20 protein-coding genes are annotated in these 18,977 nt (G+C 34.7%); 15 read left to right on the top strand and 5 right to left on the bottom strand.

From position 1 onward, the window contains the following. Positions 1–444 precede the first annotated feature (444 nt). From ACQKN2_RS21930 to ACQKN2_RS21920, 3 genes are all read right to left on the bottom strand, one after another. The gene (locus tag ACQKN2_RS21930) at positions 445–930 is read right to left on the bottom strand and encodes a DUF3231 family protein (RefSeq protein WP_427416821.1); all 486 of its coding nucleotides are present in this window, start codon (positions 928–930) and stop codon (positions 445–447) included. 599 nt (positions 931–1,529) lie between these two features. Continuing rightward, positions 1,530–1,817 carry a hypothetical protein gene (locus ACQKN2_RS21925; protein WP_427416820.1) on the bottom strand — a complete coding sequence of 96 codons (288 nt, stop codon included), beginning with the start codon at positions 1,815–1,817 and terminating at the stop codon, positions 1,530–1,532. A gap of 151 nt (positions 1,818–1,968) precedes the next feature. Continuing rightward, positions 1,969–2,664 carry a cupin domain-containing protein gene (locus tag ACQKN2_RS21920; RefSeq protein WP_427416823.1) on the bottom strand — a complete coding sequence of 232 codons (696 nt, stop codon included), beginning with the start codon at positions 2,662–2,664 and terminating at the stop codon, positions 1,969–1,971. A 351-nt stretch (positions 2,665–3,015) separates the two neighbouring features. On the opposite strand from ACQKN2_RS21920, the gene ACQKN2_RS21915 reads away from it, so the two are divergent. From ACQKN2_RS21915 to ACQKN2_RS21900, 4 genes are read left to right on the top strand one after another with little or no spacing between them, the layout of a single operon-like run. Further along, on the top strand, positions 3,016–3,237 hold the full coding sequence (locus ACQKN2_RS21915; protein ID WP_427416819.1) for a transcriptional regulator: 222 nt from the start codon (positions 3,016–3,018) through the stop codon (positions 3,235–3,237). Beyond that, on the top strand, positions 3,234–4,493 hold the full coding sequence (locus ACQKN2_RS21910; RefSeq protein WP_427416818.1) for a DNA polymerase thumb domain-containing protein: 1,260 nt from the start codon (positions 3,234–3,236) through the stop codon (positions 4,491–4,493). Before ACQKN2_RS21915 ends, ACQKN2_RS21910 begins: the two co-directional genes overlap by 4 nt. 57 nt (positions 4,494–4,550) lie before the next feature. After that, positions 4,551–4,889: a YolD-like family protein gene (locus tag ACQKN2_RS21905; RefSeq protein ID WP_427416817.1), complete on the top strand. Its 339-nt coding sequence runs from the start codon at positions 4,551–4,553 to the stop codon at positions 4,887–4,889. Next, complete coding sequence (locus ACQKN2_RS21900; protein ID WP_427416816.1) at positions 4,882–5,229, top strand: aconitate hydratase; 348 nt, start codon at positions 4,882–4,884, stop codon at positions 5,227–5,229. The genes ACQKN2_RS21905 and ACQKN2_RS21900 overlap by 8 nt, the downstream gene beginning before the upstream one ends. A gap of 84 nt (positions 5,230–5,313) precedes the next feature. Here ACQKN2_RS21900 and ACQKN2_RS21895 read toward each other — a convergent pair whose 3' ends face one another. Beyond that, positions 5,314–6,210: a PhzF family phenazine biosynthesis protein gene (locus ACQKN2_RS21895; protein WP_427416815.1), complete on the bottom strand. Its 897-nt coding sequence runs from the start codon at positions 6,208–6,210 to the stop codon at positions 5,314–5,316. Between the two features lie 345 nt (positions 6,211–6,555). Here ACQKN2_RS21895 and ACQKN2_RS21890 point away from each other — a divergent pair, with 345 nt between their 5' ends. Continuing rightward, positions 6,556–6,954, top strand: coding sequence for a VOC family protein (locus tag ACQKN2_RS21890; protein WP_427416814.1), 399 nt, complete (start codon positions 6,556–6,558; stop codon positions 6,952–6,954). 480 nt (positions 6,955–7,434) lie between these two features. On the opposite strand, the gene ACQKN2_RS21885 is transcribed toward ACQKN2_RS21890, so the two are convergent. Next, complete coding sequence (locus ACQKN2_RS21885) at positions 7,435–7,590, bottom strand: hypothetical protein (protein WP_170938954.1); 156 nt, start codon at positions 7,588–7,590, stop codon at positions 7,435–7,437. A gap of 96 nt (positions 7,591–7,686) precedes the next feature. Here ACQKN2_RS21885 and ACQKN2_RS21880 point away from each other — a divergent pair, with 96 nt between their 5' ends. From ACQKN2_RS21880 to ACQKN2_RS21835, 10 genes are all read left to right on the top strand, one after another. Then, positions 7,687–7,908 carry a hypothetical protein gene (locus ACQKN2_RS21880; RefSeq protein WP_427416813.1) on the top strand — a complete coding sequence of 74 codons (222 nt, stop codon included), beginning with the start codon at positions 7,687–7,689 and terminating at the stop codon, positions 7,906–7,908. Positions 7,909–8,102: 194 nt separating this feature from the next. Beyond that, on the top strand, positions 8,103–8,384 hold the full coding sequence (locus tag ACQKN2_RS21875; protein WP_427416812.1) for a hypothetical protein: 282 nt from the start codon (positions 8,103–8,105) through the stop codon (positions 8,382–8,384). A 26-nt stretch (positions 8,385–8,410) separates the two neighbouring features. Further along, a complete protein-coding gene (locus ACQKN2_RS21870; protein ID WP_427416811.1) occupies positions 8,411–9,568 on the top strand; it encodes a PD-(D/E)XK nuclease family protein in 1,158 nt (385 codons plus the stop codon). 615 nt (positions 9,569–10,183) lie between these two features. Then, a complete protein-coding gene (locus ACQKN2_RS21865; protein ID WP_427416810.1) occupies positions 10,184–10,336 on the top strand; it encodes a hypothetical protein in 153 nt (50 codons plus the stop codon). Then, positions 10,333–11,019, top strand: a complete 687-nt coding sequence (locus ACQKN2_RS21860; RefSeq protein WP_427416809.1) for a response regulator transcription factor — start codon at positions 10,333–10,335, stop codon at positions 11,017–11,019. The genes ACQKN2_RS21865 and ACQKN2_RS21860 overlap by 4 nt, the downstream gene beginning before the upstream one ends. Continuing rightward, positions 11,016–12,281: an ATP-binding protein gene (locus tag ACQKN2_RS21855; protein ID WP_427416808.1), complete on the top strand. Its 1,266-nt coding sequence runs from the start codon at positions 11,016–11,018 to the stop codon at positions 12,279–12,281. The genes ACQKN2_RS21860 and ACQKN2_RS21855 overlap by 4 nt, the downstream gene beginning before the upstream one ends. 141 nt (positions 12,282–12,422) lie before the next feature. After that, positions 12,423–13,184 carry an ABC transporter ATP-binding protein gene (locus ACQKN2_RS21850; protein ID WP_427416807.1) on the top strand — a complete coding sequence of 254 codons (762 nt, stop codon included), beginning with the start codon at positions 12,423–12,425 and terminating at the stop codon, positions 13,182–13,184. Positions 13,185–13,194: 10 nt separating this feature from the next. Beyond that, entirely contained in the window at positions 13,195–15,516 is a 2,322-nt protein-coding gene (locus ACQKN2_RS21845; protein ID WP_427416822.1) for an ABC transporter permease, read from the top strand. Between the two features lie 1,114 nt (positions 15,517–16,630). Further along, positions 16,631–17,449, top strand: coding sequence for a C39 family peptidase (locus ACQKN2_RS21840; RefSeq protein WP_427416806.1), 819 nt, complete (start codon positions 16,631–16,633; stop codon positions 17,447–17,449). A gap of 39 nt (positions 17,450–17,488) precedes the next feature. Further along, entirely contained in the window at positions 17,489–18,586 is a 1,098-nt protein-coding gene (locus ACQKN2_RS21835) for a hypothetical protein (protein ID WP_427416805.1), read from the top strand. Positions 18,587–18,977 lie beyond the last annotated feature (391 nt).

Below are 18,977 nucleotides of genomic sequence, written 5' to 3'. Positions count from 1 at the left end.
CTGTGACAATGCCTTCGTGACCAACATCATGTTGGCCTCAGGGTCTCGCCTGTCTCGCTTTCCCACGGGAGTCGAGTAGCCTTCCACTCCAATCAACGATAGCATAGCCCTTTTATTAATTTATGTATTTCAAAGACCATAATCGTACAGAAGAAATTCATAACAGTGACGTTATTGTACATCTGAAGTTGCTAATGCTTCATTTTCACACAAAAACGAGGTTTCGATTACTATAAATTAGAGCGACATTTCAGAAGATACGTACTATACAAAGTGGTTGATCTTCGTTACGACTGCGCGACTCCTGGGGATTAGCAATAGAGGAAAGAAGGCTAAAACCATCACATTTTGTGATAACGCCCAGTCGGAACGGAAATTAACCCTCGTTTTGCCGAAGAACATATTTTGATATCTTAATTTCATTGACACAAGAGCTTTTTAACATTAGATGGTTGTAGGAGCTAGTAGCCAGCCTTTGTCATTACTGAGCCGTATTAGCTTTGCGCCAAGTATGGCATATCTCATATGAAGTTCTCCGTATTTTGCAGTATGCTTCTTCTTAAGAGACATTGCTAAAGCTTGACTGACTGAAATAACTGACGAAGCTATATTCATTGATAAGATGGTGCTAATGTCTGTATCATTAATGGCTTTTGTTCCTCGTCTATTTTTCATTGTCAACTTTCCGTAGTCAATTGATGTAGTAGGGGCAAGTACCCCATTCTCCTTTAATAACGTTGTTAGTTGTTTATTTTCCTCTTTTAAACATTGAACAAAATCCACAATAATAGCTTTCAACTTTTTATCAACAGCGTGCTTAAAAAATGCATGATTTGAAGCTATATAGCCATTATTAACGCCAATCTGCTTCCAAATCTTAAAAATCTCCTTATAGCGTAATGATGTTAGATTTTCATTTGCTAATTCCATAATTACACATCCTAACTCATGTTCTCGTGCATTTGTTTGAGATTAGGATGTGTTAATAAATGAAATTCTAATCATTTTTTACAATAAAAGGGGTTAGTAATCATAACGTGGGGTGATTTCCGTTCCGACTGAGCGCCTTCCTGGGGGCGTCCGATGAGCCGCTTCGCTACGCTGCAGGGTCTCATCTGTGACGCTGATCCCCGAGGAGTCGCTCAGTCTCCACTACAATCAACTTATATACACGACATGTGTTTTAAACAAATGTCATCCCAAATTAATAAGTTTATTCCTATTAGATTGTAGACAAACGCTACTCTTGGTTGTATAAAGCTGTATAGTAATTTGTTGATATGGGATTTTTGGTGTTTTAATCAAAATTATAATACTGTTTTGGCTCTAGCTTATCTATTCATAATAATGATGAGGAGCTGTTGATTTTTCACGGAGAGTGGCGACTCCTGCGGGATGAGCTTGAGCTGAAAGCCTCGCAGGAACGTAGTGACGAGGAGATTGAAGCCAAGCCCGCGGAAAGCGCCAACTCGGAGTGAAAATCAACCTTTGTTTATTGTTACACATTATTTGTAGATAAGCTGAAAGGTTTATTCTTTTAATTTCTTCCTTTTAAAGCTATTAATAGTTGTCTTTAATGCAGCAAAGTTTCCGATAGCTGCATAACCATAAAAAAAGCCCATAAATATTCCAGCAATAAGATTATGTCTATGGCTAATGAAGATAGAAATAACCAAGCCAATAGCAAGGGCGATTGCGGGAACATATTTAGGCTGAACATGCATAAATACCTTAATTAGCTGTGTAATAAGTAACACAGCTGGAACGGCTATTACAGCATCCCAAAAATTTGTATGGATCACTGGAAATAATTCCATGTTCTACACCTCTTTTAGTATAACGAAGCTATGATTTTAATATATAGATTTTCCTTTTTATTTATTTTTATGCGATGAAAGGCGTAGAGGTTATGATGCCGAGTCATATATGCGTATGAACGATTACGATTTTCCGTTTTTTTACGATTGCTTAATAATATGAGCCATAAGGATTCATATATGGATTCATATACGGATTGTGATATGGCGGATATGGGTTCATAAACTGTGAAGGTCTATATTTATTTTTATGTTTATGATGAGGATCTTTTTTCTCCTTTTGATCTTTTTGATTTTCCGAAGTTGATTTTACACGGTTACAGTCTTTCGGTGGACCGATATATGTCGATGGTACAATAGGCGCAATTGTTTTCTTCCACTGATCTTCATCTAAACAATACGTGTGAGCCATAACATTGGAAGGTGTAAATTTCAAAATATCTGACCCTAAAATAACATCAGGAGTTGGCGCATCAAAAATAGCTAGTAAATGCGTGTCATTCTCAGTAGCAATTTCATAATGCCACCATCCTCGTGGTACATAGGCGACTTGGCCAGGTTCGATCGGATAGTTTTTAATCTCTTTTGTAAAGGGATTAAATATAGAAACAATGGCAACACCAGAAATACAATAAACAAGTTCTGCTGCATTTTGATGATAGTGAGGCTCTATCACCTTATTCTTACTTAGAAAAATATCAAGCAAAGATATATTTTCTAACGTATTTAATTGTTCTGCACCTAGAATATTTATAAAATTCCGATCATCTTTTTTAAAAAGAGTGTTGTCATTTACATCAGAGGTGAACTGAGTTGATGGTGAAGTATAGTCAATATTTGAGCTAATACTTACATCCTTTCTCTAATTAATTTTCAATACATGTCTTAAGCACAGAATATGTACAAAGCTATTTTAGGCTTACGCGAACGCCCATTGTCTTCATTCAACATATTTTCTGTGCGAAAGCGAAGCGACAGCAACAAATGTTTTCTGTGCGAAAGCGAAGCGACAGCAACAATTACGGCCTAGGTGAAATTGATTTATTTATCCTCTAAAAACTTCTTAAAAATTAACTAAAATTCCCTCTTCTAATCAGGAACGTATGTGCGTATAATGAATATACAAACATTTGTTCTGTTTTGAAAAACAGCCCTGCTGTGCTCAGTGCATATAACAGAGTGAAAAGGAGCAACTAAGATGAAAGAACAGTTAATAAAAGCAATGCAGCGTCAACAAGTAGTTAGCATGATGTATGTAGCCAAGTCTGGTGCCATTACGAAAAGGCGTGTAAAAATCATAAAGATTATTGGTGATTCGTTTACAGCATTTTGCTTTACGAGGCAGGCAAAGCGTACGTTTATTATTAACAATGTTCTAGCAATAATGCCTGTTACGCATCGGAAGCGTGAGGTGATATGAATTACGACAATCTGCCGCATAAGGACATTTTTTGTATTGACATGAAATGCTTTTACGCAAGCTGTATTGCAATGCTAGAAGGTTTAGATGTCTTGAAAGATCCCATTGCAGTTATTGGTAACTTTGAGCAACCCGGTAGTATCGTTCTCGCAGCCTCGCCGGTGATGAAGGAAAAATTTAAAATCAAAACGGGAAATAGGCGCTATGAGATACCTAAGCATCCAGATATTAAGCTTTTTGAACCTAAAATGTCATTTTTTCTTGAAATGTCAATGGCGATCACTCGCCTTATAGCTCAGTATGTACCTGCTGAGGCGATTCATGTCTATAGTGTCGATGAAAGTTTTGTGGATCTAACTGGTACAGAACAACTTTGGGGTTCGCCTGAGCAAACGGCCAAAATGATTCAACAGGCGATTTACGAGCAATTCCGTATTTCTTCTGCAATCGGTATGGGGCCAAACATGCTAATAGCTAAATTAGCGTTAGATTTAGATGCGAAAAAATCTGGCTTCGCTAAATGGACATATGAAGATATTCCTAAAAAGCTTTGGCCGGTACGACCTCTGTCGGAAATGTGGGGCATCGGCAAACAGATGGAAGCGAACTTAAAGGCAATGGGCATACAAACGGTCGGCGGATTGGCTAATGCGGATTTAGAGGAATTAGAAAAACGCTTTGGTATTATGGGCAATCAATTATATTACCATGCGTGGGGGATTGATCTTTCCACGTTAGGAGAGCCTTTAGTGACGAATTCAGCGTTAAGCTTTGGTAAAGGGCAAATGTTAATGAGAGATTATCACACGCGAACAGAAATTGCTGTCGTGCTACTTGAAATGTGTGAGGACGTAATGAGGCGAACGCGTGAAGCGGGATATGTTGGCCGTACAATCAGCTTAGGACTCTCCTATAGTCGAAATGCGATGACAAAAGGATTCCACCGTTCTAGAACGATTGCCATACCAACAAGTGAAACGCTAGTGATGTATAAAACTTGTTTGGAATTACTGGATGAGCACTTTGCGGGCGAGCCAGCGCGTCAATTGTCAGTTAGAGTAACGAATCTAGAACCAGCGTGCAGCATCCAATTGGATTTATTTGATGAGCATAAGGAGCAACGACAAATAATTGGTCATGTTATGGATGCCATCCGCAGAAAATATGGAGCTGTAGCCTTATTAAGGGCGGCTTCTTATACAAAGGCTGGCACAGCTATTACACGTAATCACCTAGTGGGTGGGCATTTAGCGTAAGGAGTGAATGACAGAAGACAAAATAGAGGAACGATTAAGAATTCGAGGAGTGTTTAGATGATACGTGACCGTGGATCAATGAAGTGGACGGCAATGATGCTTCCTGAGCATCTGGGCCTCATTAGAGGGTGGAAGCAAGAGCAGTTTTACGATAAAAAGAGAGAATTAACCGAGTGGGAGTTAGAGGAAATAGAACAGACGATACAACGTGCTTTTAACATGCAAAAACTGATTACGTTAACGCTGTGGAGCAACGATCATTTGCACGACGAGACAGGGCAAGTTACAGGAACTGATCTACTCAAAAAGGAATTGTTACTAGAGACGGATGTAGCTATCAAACGTATTGCATTTAATACAATCCAAGACGCAAAGATGGTGGACGTTGATGATTAATGGTGAGGATCGGAATGTTTTGTATGAGTTTATTAAATTAGATATGGCCATCAGGTCATTACAACAAGACTATTCATCGCTTGAAAAGTTAAAAATGTCCAAAATCTACATCCATATTGTAGAGGATTTATTAAAAAATATAAGAAATGATTTTTACAATAAGAGGCGAGTCCTGGCTAAGAAAAATATTGCTGTTGTAAAATGGGTTAACATTGATGAATATTTCAGCGATGTAATCATCAAAACAGCAGGTGAAGATGAAGTGCTACGTTATGCCAAACAAGCTCTAAAGGCACAAGTAGAGGAGCTCATTCATAGCCGTTTAAACAAATGCGTGTAGAGATAGTAAAAATACGGAAACCGTAAAAGAACCAATCAGCTTGAATAAGAAATATAAAAATGCCTCAAATTCAAGCTGATATGTTTAGATAGTTAAGATACCTCGAATTGTGATGACAGCGGCTCCTGCAACTTTGATGACTGGTTCTGATTCTTTTGGAATAACAGTCACATAAAGAGTTCCAGGTCTTCCTATCGCATTTCCTTGAGAGATTGTAAGATATGTTATTTCACCTTGAGGAATAATGCCTTCTAAATAGAGGAAGCCAGCTAATGCACCATTTGCTGCGCCAGTTACAGGATCCTCAGGTATACCAATCCCCGGTGCAAAATCTCTTGTATATAATTTATATTCTTGCAAGTTAGTAAAAGTATAAAGATGTGTTGTGCTAATATTATGTTCTTTATTATGTTTCCCTAACGCCGTTAAATCAGGTACGGCATTGTCGATATCGATTTGATCTTTTATTGGAACGAGTAAATGCCAGACACCAGTATTCGCTAGTTTGATTGGATAGGTTAAATCAATGCTTTCGGAATGGACGCCGATTAGTCGACTAAGCTCTTCCACATCAATATTGATATCTTCTGTTTTGGGCGTTACTTGCGTCATTTCCACATCAATAACTTTTCCGTTTTCTTTATGCCATACAACTGGTACTCTACCGATATTCGTTTCTAGCACTATACCTTCCTTTTTCTCAGCAAGACTAAACTCAGTGGCCAAAAGCCATGTTAATCCAACAGTTGCATGTCCGCAAAAGTTGACTTCTTCAGTGGGAGTGAAATATTTTACTTTATAATCTATATCTTTATTATTGGAAGGTAGTAAAAATACGGTTTCCGGTAAATTTAATTCTTTTGCGATACTTTGCATCTCAACTTCGGATAATATATCAGCATCTGGCACGACGCCAGCAGTATTACCGCCAAACTTTTCTGTTGTAAATGCATCTACATGATAAACTCTAATATCTCTCATCTTATTAACTCCTTTCTAAACTTTTATTATTCCCTCCATACAGTGATTTGCTGGAAATTTCGGAATTTTCGATTTTATTATATAGTAAGAATACTATATAATGCAATTTATTAAAGGGTGAACTTTTGTCCATGCGATAATGGCTAACTGACCTGCATCGGTAAAAACGCCACGTCCTGTGGCGTTTTTACCGAAATGACCGACATCATGTCGGCCCTCATGTAGGCCTAAGCACAAAGCCGAATCCAGACGCAATTATGCCGAGGCATAATTGATTTGATTAAAGGGTTTTTAATCAAATGTATTGAAAAGAATATACATACCATAATCTGGAGGGGTTAAAATATGATTTTTGAAATGACTACTCAAGTACGAGTATCTAATATCGAAGAAGGGCATAAGTGGTATGAAACACTGTTAAATAAGAAACCGGATTTCATACCACATGATGGTTTTGTAGAGTGGGAACTTATACCTGGTTGTTGGTTACAAGTAGCAGAGGGTAATCTTATTGAAGGAAATGGCCCTTTACGTTTAGGTGTTACAAATATCGAAGCTGAAAGAGCAAGACTTATAAAAGAACTTAACATTGATAATTTTGAAATTTACTCAAGACCAGAAGTTTCAGCTAAATGGGGCACTTTTACGGACCCTTGGGGAAATCGTCTTGGATTTTTTGAATACATGGATAAGACTGAAGAACAAGCACGGATAAAAGCTATTATCGGAAAAGTGGAAGTTTGAGTATTGTATTAACGGTGCTTTACGTCAAGAGGGTTTCTTTGTATTTGCTATTTATTGGGGAATCGTTTTGTTTTTTTGCGATCTACAACTTTTTAAGACCAAAAATGAAGAAGGCTATATATTGACGGATTTAATAGGAATGGGATTGCTAGAATCCACTATGACTCAAAATCGTGTTCCTTTGAAGTGTCGGTTCGACACCGACCACCGGTATCAAAAACACCCCGAGATGTTGCAACTTGACATGGAGCCTCAGAGGGCATGAGGAATAAGCCAAGAAGCCAGTTATATTAAGGGCTGGCTTTGCCTAACAGTAGACAAGTTTAAGATGATACCGCAGATGATCAGCCCGGAATTATTTCCGGTTTTTTTGTACTTTAAGAAATCGAAAGAGATGGATCTAGGTGATGTTTACACAATAAGAAAAGCCCCAATACACACCTTTTTCTAAGGTGAATATTGGGAGTTAGTTTATCACTATTAACGTTTATTTTCATTTTGAATACTACTGAAATCTACTTCTTCAGCGAACTCTTCTCTGTTTTCATTTTTACGTTCTCTGTTAGCATTTTGATTTTGATTCTGCTGTTTTTTGTTGTCTTGAGTTTTATTATTTTTATGTTTATTATTACCCATGATCATCTCACCTCCACCATTAGTGTGAGAGAAAGATGATTTTTTATCCGCATAACTTACAATTAATTAATGAAATATATGTGATGAACCAAAAGTATGGATATAGTAACATTTTCAACTCCACTTTCTGAGAACGCAGCCGGTAATGTTAATTCACTTGTTAGTGATTACTTGTCTCATCTTAGAAAGTTCCGTTTATTCTTAGATTCTGATGGAACTGCAGATCCATCTGCGCTCAAGCAGAAAAAGACTTCTAATCGTGTATATACTCGTAAGAAGAAAATGGATGTTGCTGTTCCTTATCCATCGATCGAATGATCACACACTCATTCCGGATTAGAGTTTCTTTAGATTAGTAGAAAGCGCAATTCAGAATTCATCGTTGAAGCGGAACGTTCTCCGAAATTACTTAAAAGACCTTGCTATGAGTAGGTTGATATTTCCTTGAACGCTGATATCATTATATTTATACATAACTATTAATATATTAGAATATATTGGAGGTCTTTGATATGTTAGCGAAGATAAAAGGAGTTAAGCTTCTAACGGAATACAAGAATCCAAATTATAAAGTAAAATTAGAATGTGAAGATGGTAGTGTACTACTTATTAGATTTGATTATACGTATGCTACGAAGAGCTATATGCCTTTAGAGGTTTATCATAATGGTGTTTCTAAAGGTGCTAAGTTGGCATGGTATACACGTGAAATTGAGAAGATGACAGTAAGTGAGTTTTTAGACAAAATTGCTACTAAAATAAACAAGAAATATAATTTTGAATTGAAAAAGTAAATAATTATAATTAGAGGGGTTTAAGGATGAATATTTTTAAGGTTTTATCTTCTAATGATGGTTCTATCAATGAGCCTAATGTAACTTCGTTTCTTGCTTATTTGTTAGACCCTAATGAAAATCATGGTTTAGGATCAAGGTTTGTTGAGAGTTTTTTAACACCAATTGTATTAGCAAATAAAGAGCAGTATAACGAGCTTATATACAATAATCGGATTCGAGATTTATCTCGAAATTCGAAGTATGAAGTAAGAGTTCAAGCTGAAGTAAAGGTCATAAGCTCAGAGAGTGAAAGTGCTAAAAAAACAAGAGATATAGATATTGTAATTGAACTTTTTGACCAAACATTTTCTGATAGTCTTCCAAAGTTTTCGTTTTGTGTGGAAAATAAAATTAACGATGGAGCTATTCAAAAAGGAGATAATCAGCTTTTTGAGGAAATCATCGGATTAGTTAATTTTTATAAAGTTTCATCATTAGAGAAAGAACAACCTTTAGTTTCCTTTATATTCTTAACGCATACTGGAAGTAAGAGAGCTTTAAATGAATTTAATGAATTATTATCTACTATAGAAGTAGAAAGGTTATCAGTACCTTGTTATCATCTGTCTTGGGGTGAAGAAGAACTAGATGGCTTGGGGATTACTATAGTTGATTTGCTCAGTAAGATTCTTAAAGAAGAAGCCATAGGAAAGATTGAACCGATTTATGATTACACGAAGCATACAATTAAGTCATTTATCTCTTTCATTTACTCAGGCTTTAAATCATATAAAGAAGAAAAAAATCTTTTATTCGAGAAATCAGACTATGGAAAACCAGTCATTCAATACATAAAAGACTTTTATGAAAGCTCACCGTTTGAAAAAGACATAAATCATGAGGATTTAAAAATATGGGTAAGTGATATAGTGAAAGTATCATCAGGCAAAACATTAAAAAATGCAAACTTTGACCGTTCATACATTGTAAACGATCGAAATAGAAAGCACTACGGTGTGAATAGCGCACATAAAGAATATAAAAATTTATTTTATTATCCAGATGAAAATAATAAAAAAGTAATTAGAAAGTTAGACCTTTCCAACCCTCCTAAAAATGTGATGATTTATTGGAAAGACGACAACAATCCGGATGGTATGGGATGTGCTTTGCTCACGGAGATATTTGCTGGGGCAGTTTAATGAAAAAGGGATTAACTAATCATTATAGTTAATATGAAAACCTGTATAACAATTAATTTGCAAATTAGGACTTTGATGAAAATGGTCTTAAAGTACAGAAGAAAAGGTATTTAGTGTTAGATGAATTAGAATAGAGTGATACTAAAAATATAGAAAAATAAATTTTCTATCCCGATCACCGGTATCATTAGAAGTTTTTAGTTAAGATAAGAAATACTTGAAAGCCCACAAACCTTATATATCAAGGTTTATGGGCTTTCTCCGTTTTTGAGAAAAGAATTGAATTCATTTTACACAAATTTTACAAAGAGAGGCCGCCTCCTTTCTTATAGGGATAGTTTTATATCTATAAGCTGCTATTAGCATCAAGCGTTAATCATCTTACTCTTAAGACTTTAAGATTTTTATAGTAAGAAAGAATTATTTTATTAAGAACAAATTTCAACTTTTATTGTATAATTAATGGGATATATTAACTTTTATTATTCATACTAAAATCAGTGGTATCTTACAATGATTTAATTATATTTTTGTACATATATTTAATAGCATTAATTCGAACGTTTTTTCTTATTTATTATTGTGAAAATTTAACGGACTTTAGGAGGAATGTGTATGGCTGATTGTAGAACACAATTCAAGAAGTTACACGAGAATATCAAACTTAAAGAAGAAGATGAGATTTTACAGCAAACAGGTTATGAATTCAGCGTTTTTAGTTCTTATGCTATGCATACCGGAAGTCTTTTTCTAGGAGAGTTACGATGAAATTAGATTGTTTAATTGTTGATGATGAGATCGCATTAGCTGAAACAACTTGTGAATATTTTAATATGTTCGAAGTCAAAACGGCTTTTGTGGCAAGTGCAGGGGAGTGCGAGTTGTTTTTGGAAGAACATGAACCATCTTTACTTCTTCTAGACATCAATCTTGGAAGTGAATCGGGGTTTGATTTATGTAAAAAATTGCGTAAAACTACGCAGATTCCGATTTTATTTATAAGTGCTCGTTCCAGCGATGACGACGTTCTAATCGCACTTAACATAGGTGGGGACGATTACATTCAAAAACCATATACACTAAGCGTATTATTAGCAAAAGTAAAAGCAGTACTCAAAAGATATGGGAGTGGTTCTAACCAACTAGAGGTTTTAGAGTTTGGTCAAATCCAAATTGATACAAAACTTCATCGTGTTCGAGTAAAGGGTATTGATATGCAGCTAAAAACGATGGAATATAAGCTTCTGTATTATTTGGCGAATAATAAAAACCGTATCATTACTAAAGGTGAATTGTTTCAAAATGTATGGGGAGATTCTTTTGTAGGGGATGGGACACTAAATGTACATATTCGGCATTTACGTGAGAAAATTGAAGAGAATCCAAAGGACCCGCAATTTATAAAAACGGTATGGGGAACAGGATATGTGTTAGAGGACACTAAGCAATGAGAAAGAAATTGCTAATTGCCTTGCTTTTGGTTATTTTTGTTGCAGGAATTACTTTCCCAATAATTATGATTAACAATAAGAATATTTCAGAAGTGAATATTGTCGCCATTAATGAATTAGTTAAAACCGTCGAAAAAAATTGGGGACAAATTAATAATGAAACATTTAATAACAGTGGCTTTCAACAACCACTTATAATTATAGATAATTTAGAAAATGTAATTTATCAAACACCGGGTATTCAGTTTATAAATATATATGATGCCATCAAAAATAGAGATTCGATTATTGATGTGATGCAAAATAACGAGATTGTAGGGAAAGTTATTATCCGCAATAACGATAAAGAAATAGTGCAAGAAATGAAAAAGGAATTGGTTACATCTTTCAGTTTAATAGTTGGTTTATTAATGAGTGTTATTATTATTTACCATGTCTACATTTACAGAACGTTATTGAAACCTTTTATGCAGCTTCAATATTTCGCGGCGGATGTTGCTAGGGGTAATCTAGATATTCCTTTAAATATGGATAAAAACAATTATTTTGGTGCATTCACGGAAAGTTTTGATTTATTACGTGAAGAGCTCTATGCTGCTCGTCAAAGAGAGTATGAATCCAACCGTAGTAAGAAAGAGCTTGTGGCAACATTAAGTCATGATATTAAGACGCCTGTTGCTTCAATAAAGGCAGTTAGTGAATTGATGCTTCTGCAGGCAAGGGATGAAAAGGTCATTAAGCAAGTGAATACAATCTATTCGAAAGCAGAGCAAATTGACTTACTTGTTACAGATATGTTTCATGCCACTTTAGAAGAACTGCAACAGTTACAGATAACAGTAACCGAAGAATCGAGCGAGGTACTTGTTGAGATGATTGAAAATGTAAATTATGACAATCAAATCGTCTTTGATTCAATTCCACAATGTATTATTTTAACGGATTCTGTACGTATGCAGCAGGTAATAGACAATATTATTAGTAATTCATATAAATATGCAGGAACTAAGGTCACTATTAAGTCACAAATCAAGCAGGGTTATCTTGAACTCCACATCATGGACTTAGGGTCCGGAATTAGCGAAGAAGAATTGCCTTTACTGTTCAATAAATATTATCGAGGAACAAATATCGGAGGCAAGAATGGATCAGGACTTGGTCTCTATATATCGAAGTATTTCATGGGAAATATGTATGGCCAGATTAGCTGTTACAATGGGCATGATGGCTTTACCGTAGTATTGAAAATCAAGCTTGCATGATAATTAAGGATTAGTTAATAATTGCACAAAGATTTAATAAGGATTCATTTTGTATGATAAGACTGTAATCTTCATTACGGTCTTTTTTTCTTTGATTTGCAAATTCAAACATGAGCTTAATAAAGGGAGAGTGCTAAAAACATGACAAAGACGATTATCAAAACGGAGAAGCTGTGTAAAACCTTTTCGAGCGGTGGAATTCAACAGCATGTATTAAAAAATCTAGATATCAGTTTAATAGAAGGGGATTTTACAATCATAATGGGTAGTTCAGGGTCGGGGAAGTCCACTCTACTTTACGCAATGAGTGGAATGGATAAACCGACATTAGGTGAAATCGATTTTGCTGGTAAAAATTTAACTAAATTAAACAACGATCAACTAGCAATATTTAGAAGGAACAATTGTGGCTTTGTATTCCAACAAATTTATTTACTGGACAATATGAGCGTACTCGATAATGTACTGGCAAGTGGTCTTTTAGTAAATAAGAATAAGCGTGAACTCGTAAAAAAAGCGAAAGAACTATTAATACAAGTAGGGATCAATGAACACGCATGGTCTAAATTTCCGACACAGCTTTCTGGTGGTGAGGCTCAACGAGTTGGGATTGTTCGAGCATTAATTAACAATCCGAGAATACTTTTTGCCGATGAACCAACTGGTGCATTAAACTCTGCATCTAGTGATAGTGTGTTAGATGTTTTAACAAATGTAAATCGAAATGGGCAAAGCATGGTCATGGTCACTCATGATATGAAAACTGCATTGCGTGGAAACCGAATTTTATATTTGCGAGATGGCGTAATTTGCGGTGACTTGCAGTTAGGCGCGTTCAGTGAGAAAGAGAATTTCGAGCGTCATGAAAAGCTCGGGGCTTTCCTTGCAGAAATGGGGTGGTAAGGTGAAAATCATGAATTTAGCCCTTGCAAATATTAGGAAAAGTAAATCTGCAACAGCTTCCTTATTTACATTTATTTTAGTTGCTGCGCTACTACTAAATATAGGTCTAATGGTCATTACTCAAATCAATACATTTTTTGATAGTAAAGTTGAACAATTAAAAGATCCTCACGCAATAATTGTGATGGATTATCCAAGTTATAATTCAAGTTATGAAGAATTTATAACGAAATATCCTGGGGTGAAAGAGTCAGAAACAGAGGAAATTATCAATATGGACATTGCCAAATTTAATTTTGGTGATAATGAATTAGCTAATCGTATCGCTATTTTTAATGCAGATAGTCATCGTAATATCGGGGCGTTGAAGTTGGTTGAAAAACTAAACACTTCAAGTGCTAATGATATTTTTATTCCTTACACACTTAAAACAAATGGTGGTTATGGGTTAGGTGAAGACTTTACCATCACCTATCAAAACAAGCACTATAAATATCGAATTGCTGGATTCTTTGAAGCAACAATGATGGGTACGAGTAACATTGGAATCATGGAATTTATGCTACCAGCCAGGGCTTATCAAACGTTAGCTGATGAACTAGGCAAAGGATTGATCATATCTGCAGTGATGGAAGACAAAACACAATCTACAAAGTTACTAAATGATTTTAGTAAGGAGTTTCCTCAATCAACAGAAGCGACTTCATCTATTGGGGCGTTAGATATTGAAAAGGTGAAAAGTGTGAGCACGTTAACCATTAACATCATCGCTATGATATTAGTAGCTTTTGCAGCCATTATCGTGCTTGTTTCACTGATTGTCATTAAGTTTCGTATATCAAATAGCATTGAAGACGACATGACGAATATAGGCGTACTGAAAGCAATTGGTTATACAAGTAGACAAATTCTATCGTCAATTATTTTACAGTTTGTTTTAATTGCTTTAAGTGCAAGTGTAGTAGGGGTTGCATTGTCATATTGTCTTATGCCGATCATAGGAAGCATTATTTCATCTTTATCTGGATTAATATGGTATCAGGGATTCAATATGATGATTAATGTAGCCAATATATTCATTATTGCTTTTTGTGTTGTAATTGTTGCATTAATTTCCGCTTTCCGTGTTCGAAAAATTCAACCTATTATGGCACTCCGAGGAGGCATTCAAACGCACAGTTTTAGAAAAAATTATTTTCCATTGGAGAATACGGGAGGTGGGCTTCATTTTTTACTTGCAATTAAATCGATGGTGTCAAATGTAAAACAAAACATCATGATACTTTTAATTATGATCGCATTAACATTTGCATCCGTTTTTTCAGTGGTGCTTTTTTACAACATTGCTTCAGACAAAACCGCATTTGTGAATTTATTTGGCACAGAACCGGCAAATGTGATGATAACGGTTAGGCCAGATACAGATACAACAGAACTTTTGAGTAACATTAAACAAATGGACCAAGTAAGTAAGGTCACTATTTTTGATATTATTACAACAAAAATTGATCATCAAACTGTAGATACGTATGTTACGAATAATTATAATCAGTTAGAAAATAATATTGTTTACGAAGGTCGTCAGCCAAAATATGATAATGAAATAGCCATCTCCTGGGTTGTATCAAATCAAATTAATAAAGGCATTGGCGATACGGTTGAAGTAGAATATGGGACTAAAACAGCTAGTTTTCTAGTAACAGGCCTCAGCCAATCGATCGGTAATTTAGGACAAATAACCTCATTAACGATGGATGGCATTCAGCAATTACAGTCGGATTATAAGGGCAAGACCCTTTATGTATATCTAGATGGACTATCAAATCAACACTTTATTGAAGACGTTCAAGAACAGTACGGAGATTATATAGTAGAAACGTTAAACATAGATAAAATTATAGAGAGTCAAACAGGTATGTATACAGCTGCAGTGTTTGCAGTTATGATAATGGTTCTGACAATTACCGTTCTAGTTGTTGTAATGATTCTGTATCTGATCATCAAAACGATGATTATTAAGCGTAAGAAAGAGTTTGGCGTAATGAAAGCAATAGGCTACTCAACCATTCAATTAATGCATCAAATTTCCATCAGCTTTGTGCCCGTGATAATTACTGGAGTGGCCATTGGTGGTGTACTAGGATATTTTTATACGAACCCTATGCTTTCTGTATTACTTTCAAGTGCAGGGGTGAAACGTTTAGACTTTATCGTTCATTTACCGATTATTCTAATGCTCTGTGTAGGCATTCTTATTTTAGCCTACATTGTCTCAATGATTGTATCCTTAAAAATTAAGAAAGTTTCTGCTTACGGATTAATTTCAGAATAATTATGCATGAGTGTGAAAAAAACTGTTAGCTATTGATTCGGCAACGATTACGGTAGGAAGAACAATGCGTGTTGTGACGAACTTGCTCAACTTGACTCAGAAGAAATCGCGGAGGTGTACAAATCACACCGGACCATCGAATCGTTCTTTCGTTGGGTCCGGTAAAATCTAAATGAACTGGTAGAAGAGGACAAAAGCCTCTTCTATTTTTGTATGTAATTAAAAGGAATCCCTGTATTAATCCTACGTAAGTACTAAAAACGACAGTCGTTTTGTTGTACACTTTGCGCCTTAGGCTAAAAGATACGTTGACAACAACTTATTCCACCTTTTGACCCTATTAAACTAGGTAACACCATTTGAACTACATTATGAGTACACTTTTTCTTTTTGTTAATATATTTCTATGAAGACGAGAAAATTCACGAAATTCGTGATAATTTACGAAAAATGACGAAAATCGCCTTGTTTATACAAAAATAGCACGGTTATATCGACTTATAGTCGTAGGTATATCTAGTGGTGATATAGACTTATAGTTATGGATATATTCCGGGGTAACATCGACTTATAGTTGCAAATGTATTCCATGGGAGTCTAGAAAAATAGGAGTTTATTTTATGTGGATGTTAATTATTTATTTTGGTAACAGACCGCCGTTAGTTGAAAAACTAAAGGTGGTTGCAAAAGAGGTTAAGTTTTGCTAATTCACTAAAGTCATAGATTTAGGTGGAGCCAATCCTCATAGTGTAAAACTTATTTGAAAAAATAGAAAAAGAATGCCTACGATTATACTATCAGTGAGAAGGTATCAACTAGACGACCATTAAGGAGAGAGGTGATTATAATTAACTGAATATTATGACTTCTAATTGTTTATAGATCATCTCCATTAGATAATTAACTTCGAATTTTTAGGAGGCTACAGGAAGTATATTTCCTTCATTATCTACTTGTTATTTGTTGCGAAATATTAGTGGTACGACGAAATGCGAATAAAACAATTTACTTATTTAAACACAAATGAGGAACGAAATGGAAGAAAACGCTTCTTATTGCAATGCTTAGCTTTTAGAAGCAAAGACACAATAAAATAAAGAATGGAGGATAAATAATGAAAAGAAAATATGCTTTAAGCGCTTTATTTTTACTAACGATGAGTATTGGTGCATTACCTGAAAATTTTAAGGCAGCTTCAGAAGAAGAAAATGATAGTGGTGTTTCGAATGTAGATATAGATTATATGGAAAACAAAGAATACTATGATGAATTGGCGAAACAAAGAGATTTAGAAATTGCCGAAAGAGAAAAACGAGAACAAGAACAAGGTTTAGCGCGTGCCTCCGCCTATTATACAATACCAGTTACCTACAATAAGCAAGCGTATAAAAATTTTTGCGGTCCAGCGTCAGGAAGACAAGCTTTAAGTTTCCACAAAACAAAAAGTAAGAGTAAAGAAGTTTTGCCAACTCAAGAGCACTTTGGTGTCACTATTGGTGTTCTACCAGAAAAAGGACCAACAAAATCTACAGAACTAAGAAACGGTTTAAATAAATATAAAAATATATATGGTTTTAGTTCAAACCCTTATATAGTAGGTAGTATTATTGACAGTAAAGATCCTCAAAAAACATTTATTTCACGTATTACTGATAGCTTAAAGAATGAAAAAACAGCACCAATCTTATTAACGGAAACAGAATGGATTGAACAATATAAAGGCACAAATTTTCGCCATTATGTAACGATAAGTGGGTACAGAGAATCCAATAAGACTCTAAGGGTTGTAGATCCAAATCATCATACAAAATTTACAGGCACCGGAACATATTGGACATCTATTGGAATTGCAACAGATACTACTATAGAGGGTAAAGGTATTGCAAAAGCTGTTTATATAGCTGATGGTGGTAACCCTGCAATGATTTGGTAAAACAAAATTAAATAACTAGATTTATTTGAGGAGATTATTTTGAAAAAAACATTAGTAGCATTTGGATTAATTGCCGGCTTAGTTTTTATTCTATTAGTTATTTTTAAAGTGGTTCATAACAATAACAATGCTGAAAATGAGACTCTTGAATATTATCAAATCGTTGATGAAGATTTTAATAAAACAGTAGATGTTCCTTTCTCTAGCATAACTTCTTTTAGAGGTAATGCTAACTCAATTTTCATGAGTGCAGATCATAAAAGTTCATCTGGTCTAGATAATAAAATCATTCAATATAATCGAAAGACTCAGACATATAAAACTATATTTAATAGCAAATTTAAATTTCCGTCTGTCCAAGGTCTAGAAATGAATGATAATTGGTTAGTGTGGGTTGATGCTGATGAAGGTGGGGGACAGATAAATCCGTATTTAATGAATTTAAATACGAATGAAATACAACCATTAACACAAGAAAATGATCCAAATATCGATAATGATTTTCCTGTACTTGTTGAAGACTATGCTGCTTGGATATCAATGGATCAAAGGACGAGCAAGCCGAAAGTTATGTTGAAAAATTTACAAACAAATGAAACTGACAGTATATTTGATTTAAATACCTATACATTTATGAATATGTTTTTATCTGCAAAGGAAGGAAAAATATTATTTACTGATAAAAAAAATAATGTTGGTTATCTGTATTTATACGATGTGAAAAGTAAAGAAATCGAAGAAATAAAAACTAACTATGAATTCATTGGTTGGGCAAGTTTGCTAAATGGTCAACAATTTATTTATCTAACCTTTAATGACCCTAGTGAACCTATAGTTGATGAACGAAAGCTTCTTTTTTATAATGTTTCGAATAAACATACGCAAGAAGTTGTTTCGGATGTATTAAATGTAAATTCTCTATACACAGATTTTAATAATCAGGTGTTTTTCTCTTATGATGATAAATCTTTTATGAAATTTAAGGTGAAGAATAATTCACTGGTTAAAAACGGGAAGTTGGAAACTCCTTATATTTATCGATTTTCTGCGGAAAATGGTATCTATATTATTAATCAGGACCTTTCAGATGAAAAGCGTAAAAATAAATTAATTATCCAAAGTAAACTCCCTAATTAAAAAATTGCCTGTCTCCAATGATATATCCTCTTTAAGTAGATAATGTTAGAAGAGCTACAGTAATCGGTATTAACATTCTATCTAAAGGGGATTTTTCTTTGCCTTGAAAAAATAATTCGTATACAAATGAGTTTAAATTAGAAGTTCAGGCATATTTAGCCGGTAACGAAAGCTATGTTTCCATTGCCAAATGATTTGGCGTTTAAAATAAAACACAAGTCGAGCGAAGGATGAAAAAGTTTAAAGAAGGTGGATCCATTGAAGCGTTCAATCGTCTACCATCGCCAAGTTCTGGAGCTTGGGGTGTAAAGAATCGTTGAAAAGTAAACATATTATCTAAAGAGCGCAGAGGAAGAAAGTGATTACTTTAACAGGTCGGATACTTTAATTT

This window comes from Lysinibacillus sp. NPDC093688, assembly GCF_050280145.1.
GTDB classification, from domain to species: Bacteria; Bacillota; Bacilli; order Bacillales_A; family Planococcaceae; genus Lysinibacillus; species Lysinibacillus xylanilyticus_B.
This window is presented reverse-complemented; position numbering and strand designations above follow the sequence as displayed.